11 protein-coding genes are annotated in these 14189 nt (G+C 63.6%); 5 read left to right on the plus strand and 6 right to left on the minus strand.

Annotation, left to right across the window (positions count from 1 at the left end; translation table 11 throughout):
* Positions 1 to 29: 29 nt before the first annotated feature.
* The 5 genes from ABD742_RS21135 to ABD742_RS21155 all read right to left on the minus strand — a co-directional run bounded on the left by ABD742_RS21135 (position 30) and on the right by ABD742_RS21155 (position 7450).
* Positions 30 to 1013 (minus strand): ABC transporter permease, encoded by a 984-nt coding sequence (locus ABD742_RS21135; protein WP_234754043.1) that lies wholly within the window; start codon positions 1011 to 1013, stop codon positions 30 to 32.
* A 9-nt stretch (positions 1014 to 1022) separates the two neighbouring features.
* Positions 1023 to 2549, minus strand: a complete 1527-nt coding sequence (locus tag ABD742_RS21140) for a sugar ABC transporter ATP-binding protein (RefSeq protein WP_234754044.1) — start codon at positions 2547 to 2549, stop codon at positions 1023 to 1025.
* A 117-nt stretch (positions 2550 to 2666) separates the two neighbouring features.
* On the minus strand, positions 2667 to 3689 hold the full coding sequence (locus ABD742_RS21145; RefSeq protein WP_234754045.1) for a sugar ABC transporter substrate-binding protein: 1023 nt from the start codon (positions 3687 to 3689) through the stop codon (positions 2667 to 2669).
* A gap of 25 nt (positions 3690 to 3714) precedes the next feature.
* Positions 3715 to 5388: a hydantoinase B/oxoprolinase family protein gene (locus ABD742_RS21150; protein ID WP_234754046.1), complete on the minus strand. Its 1674-nt coding sequence runs from the start codon at positions 5386 to 5388 to the stop codon at positions 3715 to 3717.
* Positions 5389 to 5398: 10 nt separating this feature from the next.
* A complete protein-coding gene (locus ABD742_RS21155; protein WP_234754047.1) occupies positions 5399 to 7450 on the minus strand; it encodes a hydantoinase/oxoprolinase family protein in 2052 nt (683 codons plus the stop codon).
* A 319-nt stretch (positions 7451 to 7769) separates the two neighbouring features.
* On the opposite strand from ABD742_RS21155, the gene ABD742_RS21160 reads away from it, so the two are divergent.
* Entirely contained in the window at positions 7770 to 8201 is a 432-nt protein-coding gene (locus ABD742_RS21160; protein WP_234754048.1) for an SRPBCC domain-containing protein, read from the plus strand.
* 9 nt (positions 8202 to 8210) lie between these two features.
* On the opposite strand, the gene ABD742_RS21165 is transcribed toward ABD742_RS21160, so the two are convergent.
* Positions 8211 to 8948, minus strand: coding sequence for a GAF and ANTAR domain-containing protein (locus tag ABD742_RS21165; RefSeq protein ID WP_234754049.1), 738 nt, complete (start codon positions 8946 to 8948; stop codon positions 8211 to 8213).
* 721 nt (positions 8949 to 9669) lie between these two features.
* Here ABD742_RS21165 and ABD742_RS21170 point away from each other — a divergent pair.
* The 4 genes from ABD742_RS21170 to ABD742_RS21185 all read left to right on the plus strand — a co-directional run bounded on the left by ABD742_RS21170 (position 9670) and on the right by ABD742_RS21185 (position 14169).
* Positions 9670 to 9861, plus strand: a complete 192-nt coding sequence (locus tag ABD742_RS21170; RefSeq protein ID WP_234754050.1) for a hypothetical protein — start codon at positions 9670 to 9672, stop codon at positions 9859 to 9861.
* 452 nt (positions 9862 to 10313) lie between these two features.
* Positions 10314 to 11126 carry a DeoR/GlpR family DNA-binding transcription regulator gene (locus tag ABD742_RS21175; RefSeq protein WP_234754051.1) on the plus strand — a complete coding sequence of 271 codons (813 nt, stop codon included), beginning with the start codon at positions 10314 to 10316 and terminating at the stop codon, positions 11124 to 11126.
* Positions 11123 to 12130, plus strand: coding sequence for a 1-phosphofructokinase family hexose kinase (locus tag ABD742_RS21180; protein WP_234754052.1), 1008 nt, complete (start codon positions 11123 to 11125; stop codon positions 12128 to 12130). Before ABD742_RS21175 ends, ABD742_RS21180 begins: the two co-directional genes overlap by 4 nt.
* Before the next feature lie 2 nt (positions 12131 to 12132).
* Positions 12133 to 14169, plus strand: coding sequence for a PTS fructose transporter subunit IIABC (locus ABD742_RS21185; RefSeq protein WP_234754053.1), 2037 nt, complete (start codon positions 12133 to 12135; stop codon positions 14167 to 14169).
* Positions 14170 to 14189: the final 20 nt, after the last annotated feature.

Below are 14189 nucleotides of genomic sequence, written 5' to 3' on the forward strand. Positions count from 1 at the left end.
TCCATGTATATAGCGTCCCCCAAGAGGGCCTATCCGGTGCGCTTGCGGAAGAACAATCCGTCCGCGGCGACTGCAAGCAGAATGAGGACGCCGGTGACAACCTGCTGGTAGGTGGTGTCCCAGTGGAGCAGGTTGAAGCCGTTGCCGATGACGGTCAGGATCATGACCCCCACGAAGGCCCGCCACATGGCGCCCTGTCCGCCGAGAATGCTCGTCCCTCCGATGACGACGGCGGCAATGGCCGTGAGTTCGACGCCGATGGCCATGGCGGGCTGGGCTGAGCCGGCGCGCGAAGCAAGGATCATGCCTGCCATCGCTGAGCAAAGGCCGCTGATGGCAAACACCGCCACCTGGATGGAACCGGTACGGATACCGCTGAGGCGCGCCGCTTCCTTATTGCCGCCCACAGCGTAAATCCGGCGTCCAAAGGTAGTGCGCCATAGGACGATTCCCAGCACGATGGTAACGGCAACCATGAGCACAGAGCCGGCAGTGAGGCCGAAGAGGCTGGGCCAGGTCCACGTCTGGAAGGCGGCAAGCTGCTCGGGCAGCGGCGCGACGATGGCTCCGCCCGTGATCACGATGGCCAGGCCGCGATAAATGATGCTCACCGCCAGCGTGCCTATGAAGGAATTCACCTTGGTACTGACCACGATCAGGCCGGTGACGGTTCCCAGGGCGGCCCCCACCAACAATGCGCCGACGAATCCCGCGATCACCCCTAAGTGCTGGGTGATCATCACTCCGGCGATGGCGGAAACAGCCAAGTTTGCGGTGGAGGAGAGATCGAAGACACCGCTGACGATACACAGTGTGGCGGCAGCGGCCAACAGTCCCACGATGGCAGCTTGGTCGAACAGGTTGATGAAATTTCGGCCCGTCAGGAACGTTCCGGTGTTGAGGGTCAGGAACAGCATGATGGCGATCAGTCCGAAGACGATCCCGAAATCCCGGACATTGAGCTTGAATTTCTTGTCGGCCGGCGCGGACACGGCAACGGTAGCTGTGGTCATTTGATTCACCTATTTCAGAAATGCGGAAGTCATGACTTCGTCGCGGGAGGCGTTCCGGTCGAATTCAGCAACGATGCGGCCTTGCCTCATGACATGGATACGGTGGGACAGCCCGATCACTTCCTCGAGTTCGGAGCTGACGACGACGACGGCCGTGCCCTTTGCTGCGAGGTCGGCGATCATGCCGTGGATGCGGGCTTTGGCCGCGATGTCGACACCACGCGTGGGTTCGTCCACCAGCAGCACCGCCGGAGGGTTGAGCAGCCACTTGGCGAAGAGCGCCTTTTGCTGGTTTCCTCCGGACAAATCGGCAATCAGCGAGCCGCGGCGGGCGCCGCGCAGGTCGACGGAATGGCTGATCTCGGACACGGCTGCCTTTTCCCGGGCTACCCTGACGAAACCGCCCAGTGATCGGCCTGACAAGGTGGAAAGGGCGATGTTTTCGTCCACCGGCCGGGACATGACCAGGCCCTGTTCTTTCCGCGACTCGGGGACGAGGGCCATTCCGGCTTTGATGGCTTCCCGGATGGAGTTGGCTCGGAGGCGTCGGCCGTTGATCTGGACATGTCCACTGGTGGTTCGATCAGCACCGAACATGGCGAGCAGGGTCTCGCTGCGGCCACTGCCCACCAGGCCGGCGATACCCAGGATTTCGCCTTGGCGGACCGTGAAGGAGACGTCTTGCACTTTTGAGCTGCTCAGTCCTGCCACCTGGACCACCGTTTTTGCTTCCGGAGACACCGGAGGAACCTCCGGAATGAGGAAATCGACCTCCCTGCCGACCATGAGGCCGACGAGCGACTCCGGCGTGTGCCCCGAGGCGTCTTCAGTGGTGATGTGCTGTCCGTCACGGAGGATGGTCACGCGGTCCACTAAACCCAGGACTTCCTCCAGATAGTGCGATACGAGGATGACGGTGGTGCCTGAGCTGGCAAGGTTCCTGATCACCTTTAACAGCTGTGCTTTCTCTGCCTCGTTCAGGACCGCCGTCGGCTCGTCCATGCACAGCACCTTGGCGCCACGGGCCAGCGCCTTCAGGATTTCGACCTGCTGCTGCTGACCGATGGGGAGGTCCCCTGCCATCGCCCGGGGGTCAAGCTCAAAGCCGGTCTCGGCCAGGAGGCGCTCCAAATGATCGGCGTCCCGCCGCGAACGGAGCAGGCTTCCCGTGTTGGCCCATCGGCCCAGGAAGACGTTCTCCAGCACTGAAAGGCCAGGAATGAGTGCCAGCTCTTGGGATATAAGGGATATTCCGTGTGCGATGGCGTCCCGGGGCTCGGTGATCTTCACCTCCCGGTCGTCAAGCTTGACCACGCCGAAATCTGCCGCGATGGCGCCGCCGAGGATCTTCAGCAGCGTGCTCTTGCCAGCACCGTTTTCCCCCATGATGCCGTGGATTTCCCCCGGAGCCACCGACAACGTGATATCGCGCAGCACAGTGCTGGCACCGTACCGCTTTCCGATTCCGGAGATGGTGATTTCCGGAGCGGCACTCCGATTGACGCGCTCTGGTGAATCCAACTGTTGTATAGCCATTTTGACCTCGGGAGATGGAATGGAAGTTTTGGCCGGTCCTGCCGGGACCGAGGGGGGGCTCCGGTCCCGGCAGGACCTCAGCCCCGGCAGGGCAGGACCACGAGGGGGATAAGTCGGCTAGTCCGAGTACTTGGAGACGTAGTTCACGGCATCGAGGGCTTCCTTCGTGCCCTTGGCCTTGTTGGGAGCCAAGCTCGCCTCATCCACTGCCGTTTCCACCTGCTGTCCCCGGGCCTTCGCAAGGCCGAGTTCCGTGGCCTTGGCGCCGTTCGCCACCACGTCGCTGACGTAGATGGAGAACCATTTACCGGATCGGACGGCCTCGACATTCGAGGTGGATGCGCCGTTGCCAATGAACTTGATGTTGCTATTGCCTGCGACCGCCGCAGCACCCGTGATCGCCTGGGATGCGCCGATGACGACATCGACGTCCGGGTTAGCCTGGGAAACGTTCTGGAACGCCTGCCGGCCGCTGTCCTGGGTGTATCCGCCTTCGACACTGGCCACCAGCTTGATCTTCGGATCAGTGGCCAGCTCAGCTTTCACTGCTTCGGTCCGGGCGTTATCCAGCGGCAGGGACTTGAATCCCTCGAGGTAGGCCACCTTGCAGGTGTCTTTGGAGACTTTGGCGCAGGCATCCTTGCCCATTTGGCCGAGCATCTTGCCGTTGCTGGTGGGAAGGTCAACGATGCTGATTGCACCCGGGACCTGGGGCTGGATGGTGTCGAACTTCGGGCCGATAACGGAGAACTCGACCACCACCGTTATGCCAGCTTGGACGGCCTGCTGCAGTGGCGCAATCAGGGCCTGGTTGTCGTTCGCCTGGACAACGATCACCTCGAATTGTTTGGAGGTGACGGCGTCCTGGATCTGCTGGACCTGGGTCTGGGCGTTGAAGTTGGGGTCTACGAACGTGGCGGTTGCGTTGTTGGCCTTGGCCGCCTGCTGGACGCCGAGGAAGGTTCCTTGGGCGAAGCCGTTGGACTTGGCGAAGCCGAAGAATCCGACGTTGAGCGGTTTGCCGGCGTCCGCCGTCGAAGCTGGTCCTGCGGCCGCTTGCGTGGGTGGGGTGCAGGCTGACGTCAGGAGGGCTAGCCCGATGAGCGCCGCGGCTGCGGCTGATTGCTTGATGCTTTTCATTGGGGTGTCTTTCTGTGGGCAGGGCTTAGTATCCGTAGTGGGTCTTGGCGAAGTCCTCGGTGATGAAGCCGTTGACGATGTCGTAGGTGATCTCGTCCCGGGAGCGTTGGGAGACGTCCCCGAAGCCGCCGCCGCCACCGACGGCGAGCCGGACGATGTCGCCGGCCTTGACCTTGCGGGCGTTGGCTTTGAGGGTGCGGACCTCATCGCTGCGGCCTGGGTTGAACACAACCTCGGGCCCTTGGGCGTCTGAGCCGCCGAAGAGTCCCCAGGCCGGGGTCTTGGACCTTTCGAACCAGAGCCCCACGACGCAGTCGGCCAGGAACTCGTATTCACGGACGACTCCGTTGCCGCCGCGCCACTGGCCGGGGCCCCCGGAGTTGGGGCGGATGGAGTACTCGTTGATGCGGAATGGGTAGCGGGTCTCCATCATTTCGATGGGCAGGTCCTTGAGGGAGCCGTTGACGTTGTTGATCATGGCGGACTCGCCGTCGGTGCCTTGCCAGGCTCCCCAACCGCCCAGCGTGGCCTCCATGGTCACGAAATTCCGGCCGAAGCGCGGATCGAAACCGGCTGCGGTGATGATCATCGAGTCGCCGTGGCTAGCGCTGGCAACGCGATCGGGCATGGCCGGCGCCATGGCCTTGGAAACCAGGTCGATCAATAGTCCGAGGTGGGAGAAGTACCACTGGCACGGCGCTGGCGCCACCGCGCCAAGGACCGAACCTGAACGCACCTGGGTGGTCAACGGCCGGAAGGATCCGCCGTTCGAGTTGGAGTCGGGGCTGACAAGGAGTTTGTAGCCGACCCGCAGTGCGGAGACGGCCTGGGCGGCGCCGCAGTTGACCGGGCCCATGGTCTGGTCAGCCGATCCGGTGACGTCGAAATCAACGGTATCGCCCGAGACGGTGATCTTTAGCTTGATCGGAATCGGAGTGTCGAGGTTGATGCCGTCGTTGTCCAGCACGCCTTCGGCTTCGTAGACGCCGTCGGGAATGTTGCGGACGGTCTCGCGCTCGATTTCCTCCGTCTGACGGAAGATCTCATCCCGGGCAGCATCCAGTTGGTCCATGCCGTAACGGCCCACGAGTTCCTTCATCCGGGTGGTACCCATCCGGAGGGCGGCGATCATCGCGTGCATGTCACCGATGGTCTGGTAGGGGAAGCGAACATTGGTTCGGATCAGATCCACCACGGAGGTTTCAATACCTGCCTCGATCAGTTTGACCGGGCCCATCCGGAAGCCCTCCTGGAAGATGTCCGTCGCGTCCATGGAACCGCCGACGTCCTTCGAGCCCATGTCCATCCAGTGCGCACGGGTGGCTGCGAAGCCGACCACCGCGCCGTCGTCGAAGATCGGGGCAAAAATGGTGACGTCGTTCAGGTGGGTTCCGCCAAGATAGGAATCGTTGAGGATCCAGACGTCCCCTTCCTTCCACACCTCGCGGCCGTACAGTTCTTCCACCGCGATGGAACAGGTTTCCAGGTTGCCCAGGAACAACGGCAGGCCAGCGGACTGTCCGAGCACGCGGTGCTCGGTGTCCAGGAGCGCTACGACGCAGTCCCCTCCTTCGTAAAGGATCGGTGAGTAGGCGGAGCGGATGAGGGTGGCGTTCATGTCGTCCGCGGCGCTGGTGAGAGCGTTGCGGATGATCTCCACGGTGACTGGATCCAGGGTCTTGACTGCAGTGATTGTCATTGGTGGTACCTCAGTTTCCTTCGACGTCTTGAGTGCGGATGATCAGGGAGCCGAATTCGTCGACGATGACGTCGAAGCCGGGGGGCACCACGGTTGTGGCGGTCTGTTCCACGATGATGGCGGGACCTTCGAATGCATGGCCGGCGGCCAAGTCGTCACGGCGGACCACGGTGGTCTCGTGCTCGATCTGCTCGAAGACCACCGGGCGGATTTCGTGCTTGAACTCGGCGCTCTGGGCGGTGGCGAAGTGTGGTGCATCAAGGCGGCCCAGCTCGCCGACGGCCTGCGTCCGAAGCGCGACGATTTCGATAGGCGCTCCGAGGTTGGAGTGTCCGTAACGTTCGTGGTACATCGAGGAGAAACGAGTGGCCAGCTTGGCAAGAAAGTCGGCGGACTCTGGTTCGTCCGCGGAGGCCAGGGGAACGTTCAGGGAGAATTCCTGCGATTGGTAACGGACATCTACTGAGGCATTGGTGAGGCGGCTGTCCTCCGGAACACCCTCGGAGACCAGCGAACCCAGGCCTTCGACTTCCATGGACCGCAGCACACCGGCCATATGGGCAACGTCGATGTCCTCGTCAAGGTAGAAGTAGGGCTCGGAGAAATCCTTGCGGATGTTGGTCTGTAGCATCCCCCACGCCGAGAAAGCGCCCGGGAACCGGGGAACAATCGTTTCCGGGATGCCCAGTTCCTTGGCCAGGAAGACGGCGTGCATGGGGCCCGCGCCGCCGAATGCCACGAGGGCGAAGTCTCGGGGCTCGATGCCGCGGGAGATCGTGATGGTCCGGATCGCCTGGGCCATCTGGGAGTTGGCCACGTCGCAGATACCTTCGGCCATGGCAATGGGGTCCAGTCCTAGCTGGTCACCTACGGTCTTCAGGGCGGTGACCGCGGCTTCGCGATCAAGGGCAACCTGTCCGCCCGCGAACCAGCCCGGGTCCACGCGGCCAAGCACCAGGTTGGCATCGGTGACGGTGGGTTCCGTGCCTCCCCGTCCGTAGCAGGCAGGTCCGGGCGTGGCTCCCGCGGAACGCGGACCGACACGGAGACCGCCCGCTTCCAGCCAAGCCACGGAGCCGCCGCCTGCGCCCACGGTGTGGATGTTGACCACGCTCATGAGCATCGGAAGGCCTTCGAGGTGTGCCTCGGTGGAGACGTCGGGCTTCCCGTCGACCACCAGGGAGACATCGAACGATGTTCCACCCATGTCGACGCCGATCAGGTTCCGGCGTCCGGAGACGCCGGACAGTTCGACGTCGCCCATGGCACCGCCGACGGGTCCCGAGAGCAGCGTCTGCAACGGGCGCTTCCGCGCCGATTCGGCAGTGAGCACGCCACCGGAGGATTGCATGATGTGCAGTGGGGCTTCCACGCCGCGGTCAGCGAGCTTCTCTTCCAAGTCCAGGAGGTAGTTGCGGACCACCGGTCCGGTGTAGGCCTCGACGACGGCGGATGAGGTGCGCTCATATTCGCGCCACTCCTTCGCGGCCTCGTGGGAAAGCGAGACAGTGAAGTCCTCGCCCAGCTCTTCGAGCAGGATTTCCCGGGCCCGGAGTTCGTGTGCGGGGTTCTTGTAGCTGAACAGGAATGCGACGGCGACGGCACCGTACCCCTCGGCAACTGCCCGGCGGCCTGCCTGGCGGACTGCAACCTCGTCCAAGGGGCGGATCTCGGTTCCCTGCCCGTCCAGACGTCCTCCGACGCCGATCACGTCCTTGCGCTCAAGCAACGGGGAAGGCTTGCGGTACTGGGCGTTGTAGAGTTCGAGGCGCGGTCCGCGGGCGATGTGGTAAGTATCTTCGACGCCGGCCGTGGCAAGCAGCATCACAGGCACGCCGCGGCGCTCCAGGAAGGCGTTCAATCCCTGTGTGGTGCCATGGACCAGGAACTCGATGTCGGACAGGTCCTCGACAATGGATTCGAGGCCTGCGATGACACCCGCGCTCAGATTCCCCGGCGTAGTGGACGCTTTCGTGGCCGCGTAGGTTCCGGCGTGCTGGTCATACGCGACAATGTCGGTAAACGTTCCACCGATGTCCATGGACACCCTGTAGTTCGGCATGTATGTCTCCTGATGGTTCTGAAGAGGAACTTTGTGTGTGAGACATCACGCTACGGACGTGGCTTTTTCGGATGTGGGCAAACTGCACGTTGCTGCAGACACTCCGAGGGCGGAATGCATAACGATCGTCACAGGCCGGATATCGCCCCAGTTCAGAGGCACAATTCTGAGGCGCACTGCGAGCCTAAGAGAAAACACCCTCAATCTCTTGACGCGATCGCGAGCACAACCAAGCCCGGCTCCGCCGGCCCTCGCCCCGGGGCGTAGACTCTGTTGCGCCAGCTTCAGGACGCCGGGCAGGCTGCAGAAGGAGAAGGACATGACGGGTAATTTCATCGCGAGTTCAACCATCACGATCCATGCAAGCGCCGATCGCGTGTGGTCGGTGATCACCGACCCCCAGGCCATTAAGGAGTTCATGTTCGGGACGGATGTCCTCACCGACTGGACGGTCGGCGGACCCATTGCTTGGCGCGGCACTTGGCAAGGCAAGGAATACGAGGACAAGGGCACCGTCCTGGAATTCGAGCCCGGGAAGCGGCTGGTAAACACCCATTTCAGTCCGCTGTCCGGCCAAGACGATGCCCCGGAGAACTACCACACGCTGACGTGGACGCTGGAGCCTGAAGACGGGATGACCAAGCTGACCTTAGCGCAAGACAACAACGCCAGCCCGGATGAAGCCGCGCATTCGAAGGGCATGTGGGACAGCCTCGTGGAGAGCGTCAAAAATATCGCGGAGCGCAGCTAGCGGAGTCGCTTAAGGCTCGAAGTGCGAGGCCGGCGTTTCGTTAGTCAAGGATTGGAGAAGGGATTCCGCAACCTCCCTCAGCTTCTGGTTCCTGCCATTCGAGGCCTTGCTTAGAATCCGGAAGGCCTCCTCTTGGCTGCACCTGTTCTGGCCCATGATGACGCCCGTTGCCAGATCGATGGCGGTCCGGGAACGCATGGCCTGCTCAAGGTCCTCTGCACGTTGTTGCCTGGCACCGATCCGGACCGCCAGCCGCAAAGCTTTTTCTGCCTGGCCTGCGAATTGCTCGCAGCTGCGGATGGAGGCCTCGTCGAAGGCATCGCGCTGCCGGGCGAACAGGTTGATCGCCGCCGTCGCGCCCTCTTCCAGGCGCAGGGGGACGCAGAGCACGGCCAGGTGCCCGCGCTCCGCGATGGTGGAGCAGTACTCAGGCCACTGCGAGTCCGTGGACGTGTCCGAAACGAGTACGGATTTCCCGGTTCTCATCGCTTCCAAGCACGGCCCTTCTCCGTAGGCTTGCTGCACTTCGTCAATGAGGCGGGCTTCGTGGCTGCTGCCGGCGACCGTCATCGATCGGCGGCGTCGGCTCAACGTGACCCCGCACAGGACGTCCTGGCCGCGCGCAGCGGACACTGACGACGCCGTGAATACCGCAAGGTCTTCGAGGAAGCCGCTGACGTCTTCACTGTCGATGACCAAATCCTGGAGTTGTCCCACTACCGAGGCATTCAGGCCCATTTCGTCCATGGCTCAGTCTACGAGCAGCAGACTGGCAATGGAGGAAAAAGGGCGTCCCGATACAACGTCCACCACCTGGACAAACGCTCCGCCGGTCTTGCGCGCCGAGGGCACAGAGTGCACAATTCTTCTACAGTCCGTGCAGAACTCCGGACAAAGGCCGAGCCTTCGGCCTGTTTTCGCTCAAGCAGCCGGGCGCCATGTCACTCAACGTGAAGGTGCTGCCTGATGAGCAAATGCCTGTTACCGGCGCGGAGCTAGCCGATGTCGGCCCTCTCCGAATCCGCCATCCCTCACGAACCACTTCAGCCCGGGGCTGCACCCCTCTGGTGTGCCGGGTGTGGAACAGACAAGCACCTGATCATCGAATCCATCCAGGCCCGGACTCCAAGGTCTTCCCAACAGCTTGCCGTGTTCTACACGTGCACTTCCTGCGGGTTTTCCTACAGCCACGCAGCCACCGTCCAGCAGGCGGGGGCCATCCTGAATCGTCGGGGGATTCAGGATGGCCTCCTGGAGTTCGGAAGCCACTATTTCCACTGCGGCGAACCCCTCCGTGAGGTAAAAACCGCACTGCGAAGCTTCAGGGCACAGCAGACGGGCACGCCCCGATCGCGCAGCTCTCCCCCGGAAGCCCATCTCCACACCAAGATCTTGAGATGCAGGTGCGGGTTCGAGTTGGAAATACCTGCTTAGCCAACGACTTGCAGCATTACCCGAAAGAAGCACCATGAAGCTTGAAAGTACGCAGCAGCGACAACCCGAGGACGACTCCCGGCAAGAGTCTGATGAGCTGGGCCAACAGAGGAACAAGCATCGGCAAGAAACGGGTTCCTATCCCGATTCCCGCTTGCCCGATCCGCCCGACCCGGACAACCTCCCCATCGAGTACCCCGGTCCACGGGAAATCGAGTGGCCGTAGGACACCTTCCGGTCCGGCGATAGAGCAGCCAGCCTTTACTTGACCAACCCATCCAGGCTGGCCAGGCCTGCGCCGGACCGGTTATATCGTCGCGCCCGCCGGAGGTCGCGCCCGTCAGGCCTTGCGCCCGCCCGACGTCGAATCCGTCGTCGAATCCGTCGTCGCGTGTCGGATTCTGCTGGATCATTCCGGCATCCAGGCTCGCGGCCCCCGCCATTCCGGGGCTGGCGAGCCGTCGCCTTCGAATGATCCAGCAGAATCCAACGCCCCCGCCCTTGAGCGCCCTCAAAGCACATCCCAACCGCCCCTCGCCAAACCCCAACCAACCCAAAATCTTTGTTTATGTTGTTTTCTGTTGACAGACCAACATGAACAAAGATAGAGTCAAGCAATTCCACATCATGTGATCACAGTCACTGGTGTACCTAGAGCTTGTACGCAATGGAGGGTATGTGTTTGCCGAGGAGCGCCAACAGCTGATCTCCGAGCTCGTCGCCGAGCGTGGACGGGTCAGCGTCACGGACCTTGCGGATCGATTCAGCATCACGACGGAGACCGTCCGCCGTGACCTCGCCGCCCTCGAATCCGCCGGTAACCTTCGCCGCGTCCACGGTGGGGCAGTCCCGTCGGACCGCCTCAGCACCCGTGAGGAAAGCGTGGTTGAGCGGGCCATCCAGCGCCAACCGGAAAAGCTCCGCATCGCTGAGGCTGCTCTTGCCCTCATCCCCGAGAACGCGGCCGGCAGCATCCTGATCGACGCAGGCTCCACTACCGAGGCCCTCGCCCGCTTGCTGGACCAGCGCACCGCGCAGCGCACGGCGTCCTCCAACGGGAACGCCCCGCGTGAAGAACTGGTGGTTATCACCCACGCCATCCCCATCGCCGGACGGCTCTCCGGCAATCCGCGCATCGCCCTCCAGATCCTGGGCGGCCGCGTTCGCGGACTCACCCAGGCCGCCGTCGGGCAGTCCACGGTCGAGGCCGCTTCCCGGCTCCGCCCGGACATCGCCTTCGTCGGCGCCAACGGTATCCACGCAACGTTCGGACTCAGCACCCCTGACCCCGAAGAAGCCGCCGTCAAGGCCGCCTTCGTCACGTCCGCACGGCGCGTCGTCGTCCTCGCGGATTCCTCCAAGCTGGACGCGGAAACCCTGGTCCAGTTCGCTGCACTGAAAGATGTGGACACCGTGATTACTGACCACGAACCCTCTGAAGAGCTTTCCGCCGCTTTGGCCGAGGCCGGCGTCGACGTGGTGATCGCATGATCGTCACCCTGACCGCCAACCCGAGCCTGGACCGCACCGTGGAACTCCCGGCCCCCTTGGCCCGCGGCGAGGTCCAACGCGCCGTCGCCGTCCACCAGCATTCCGGCGGCAAGGGCGTCAATGTCTCCCGGGCGCTGGTCGCCTCGGGCCTGGACACCGTTGCGGTCCTGCCGGGCGGGGATTCCGATCCCGTCCTCGCTGGACTGCTCGACGACGGCGTCCCCTACGCGGCGCTTCCCATCAGTGCACCGCTGCGCAGCAACGTGACGCTCACCGAACCGGACGGCGTCACCACCAAGATCAACGAACCCGGCCCGGAGTTGAGCCTGGACGAGCAGGAAGCCCTGATCGGGCTGCTGCTGGACCGCTCCCGTGGCGCGAGCTGGGTGGTACTCGCCGGATCGCTCCCACCAGGAGTTCCGGCGGATTTTTACGCCACGGTCGCCCGCCGGATCCGTTCCATGCACGACGATCCTGCAAACGGCGGACCGCCGCTTATCGCAATCGATTCCTCCGGGGCCCCGCTGGTTGCCGCCATCAGTGGCGATTCATTCGGCAACATCAGCGGCAAGCCCGATCTCTTGAAGCCCAACGCGGAAGAACTGGCCGAACTGGCCGCCGCAGCGGGCCTCACAGACGTCCACACGGCTGACGAACTGGAATCGGACCCGGGCCTTGCCGCCAGGGCTGCCGCCGCCGTCGTCGGCAGCGGTGTGGGTGCAGTACTGGCAACACTCGGTTCCAAGGGCGCCGTCCTGGTAACCGCCGACGGCGCGTGGTTCGCCACGCATCCGCCGATCCAAGCCGTCAGCACAGTTGGTGCCGGCGATTCATCCCTTGCTGGCTATCTGCTGGCCGCCACCAATGGCGGAACCTCGCAGGACTGCCTCCGTCAGGCTGTGGCACATGGTGCCGCCGCTGCTTCGCTGCCGGGCTCCACTGTCCCGGCGGTCCACCAAACAACTCCCGACGCCGTAACCATCACGGCCCTTCAGAAGGACTAACAGTGACCCAGCTCATCACCCCCCAACTGGTCTCCCTTGACCAGAACCTCGGCGATTCTCCCGCCGATGTCATCCGCTTCCTGGCGGGCAAAGTTGCCGCAGCCGGGCGCGCCTCCGAGGTTGAAGGGCTCTTCGCGGACGCCTTCGCCCGCGAGCAGAAGACTGCCACAGGCGTACCCGGCGGCATCGCCATCCCGCACTGCCGCTCAATCGCAGTGACCGAACCCGCCCTGGCGATGGCCCGGCTCTCCCAGAAAGTGGACTTCGGTGCCAAGGACGGCCCCGCGGACATCATCTTCTTCATCGCTGCCCCGGAAGGAGCGGACCAGGAGCACCTGAAACTGCTCTCCAAACTGGCCCGTTCCCTCATCAAGAAGGACTTCACGGCGGCCCTCCGCGCGGCTGCCACGGAGCAGGACATCGTTGACCTGGTTGAAGGCGCGTTGGCCGACAAGCCGGCTGCGCATGCGGCAGGGTCGGCAGCACCGGTCGCCGAGGCCGCCCCGGCGTCGGCGAGTGCCGCTTCGCCGGCTGGACCCAAGCGCGTTGTCGCCGTCACGGCCTGCCCCACCGGCATCGCCCACACCTACATGGCAGCCGATTCCCTCGTGGCCGCGGCCAAGGAAATGGGCGTCGACCTTCAGGTGGAAACCCAGGGCTCGGGCGGATTCACCGCGTTGGACCCGGCTGTCATTGCCGCAGCTGACGCCGTGATCTTCGCAGTAGACGTCGATGTCCGCGGCAAGGAGCGCTTCGCCGGCAAGCCCGTCATCAACGCGCCCGTTAAGCGCGGTATCGACGAGCCGGCCAAGATGGTGCAGGAAGCCATCGCCGCCGCGTCCGACCCCCATGCCCATCGCGTTCCGCATTTCGGCGCCGAAGAAAACGCCGAACATGCATCAGAGGCTGCCAGCGAGCACCTCGGCACCAAGGTCAAGAAGGTCCTGCTGACCGGTGTCAGCTACATGATCCCGTTCGTCGCCGGTGGCGGCTTGCTCATCGCCTTGGGCTTCCTCCTGGCGGGCTACGACATTGCCCTAGGGACAAAGGCCAATGACATTCTGGCCCACAACACGTTGCTCGATCTTCCAAACGGTAACCTCGCCCTGTACTTGGGCACCGTTGCCTTCAAGATCGGCGGACTGTCCCTCGGCTTCCTGGTCCCCGCCCTGGCAGGTTACATCGCCTTCGGCATCGCAGACCGGCCCGGCATCGCCCCCGGCTTCGTGGCCGGTGCTGTTGCCGGCTTCATGGGCGCAGGCTTCCTGGGCGGCCTGGTTGGCGGCCTGCTGGCCGGCCTCACGGCGCACTGGATCGGCACGTTCAGCGTCCCGCGCTGGTTGCGCGGCCTCATGCCGGTGGTGATCATCCCGCTCCTGGCCTCCATCGTCGCCTCCGGTTTGATGTTCCTGGTTCTCGGCGGTCCCATCGCATGGCTGACCCTGCAGCTCAACACGTGGTTGACCGGCATGACCGGTGCGTCCGCCGTCGCTCTCGGCATCATTCTCGGCCTCATGATGTGCTTCGACCTGGGCGGCCCGGTCAACAAGGTTGCCTACTCCTTCGCCGTAGCCGGCCTGGGTGCCGGTAGCCTGGCCAACCCTGCCCCGCTGCAGATCATGGCTGCGGTCATGGCGGCCGGCATGGTTCCCCCGCTCGCAATGGCACTGGCAACCGTGCTCAACAAGAAGGGCTTCAGCCTGGCCGAGCGCGAGAACGGCAAGGCGGCCTGGTTGCTGGGCGCGTCCTTCATCTCCGAAGGCGCCATCCCGTTCGCAGCTGCCGACCCGCTCCGCGTCATCCCCGCCAGTATGGTGGGCGGCGCTGTGACCGGTGCGATGTGCATGGCCTTCGGCGTTACCTCTCAGGCTCCCCACGGTGGCATCTTCGTCTTCTTCGCCATCGGAAACCTGGCCATGTTCGTCATCTCGATCATCATTGGCATGGTTATCACCGCTTTGGTCTTGCTCGCGCTGAAGCGTTGGGCGGTCCGGAAGCCGGTCGAAGCCGAGCAGGCTCCGGTTCCGGTCGCAGCCTGACCCCACCGTCAGCAAGCAAA

The organism is Arthrobacter ramosus (assembly GCF_039535095.1).
Classification (GTDB): domain Bacteria; phylum Actinomycetota; class Actinomycetes; order Actinomycetales; family Micrococcaceae; genus Arthrobacter; species Arthrobacter ramosus.

Coding starts and splice junctions, on each gene's coding strand:
- ABD742_RS21135 (WP_234754043.1), bottom strand. CDS start 1,013: ATGACCACAGCTACCGTTGCCGTGTCCGCGCCGGCCGACAAGAAATTC.
- ABD742_RS21140 (WP_234754044.1), bottom strand. CDS start 2,549: ATGGCTATACAACAGTTGGATTCACCAGAGCGCGTCAATCGGAGTGCC.
- ABD742_RS21145 (WP_234754045.1), bottom strand. CDS start 3,689: ATGAAAAGCATCAAGCAATCAGCCGCAGCCGCGGCGCTCATCGGGCTA.
- ABD742_RS21150 (WP_234754046.1), bottom strand. CDS start 5,388: ATGACAATCACTGCAGTCAAGACCCTGGATCCAGTCACCGTGGAGATC.
- ABD742_RS21155 (WP_234754047.1), bottom strand. CDS start 7,450: ATGCCGAACTACAGGGTGTCCATGGACATCGGTGGAACGTTTACCGAC.
- ABD742_RS21160 (WP_234754048.1), top strand. CDS start 7,770: ATGACGGGTAATTTCATCGCGAGTTCAACCATCACGATCCATGCAAGC.
- ABD742_RS21165 (WP_234754049.1), bottom strand. CDS start 8,948: ATGGACGAAATGGGCCTGAATGCCTCGGTAGTGGGACAACTCCAGGAT.
- ABD742_RS21170 (WP_234754050.1), top strand. CDS start 9,670: ATGAAGCTTGAAAGTACGCAGCAGCGACAACCCGAGGACGACTCCCGG.
- ABD742_RS21180 (WP_234754052.1), top strand. CDS start 11,123: ATGATCGTCACCCTGACCGCCAACCCGAGCCTGGACCGCACCGTGGAA.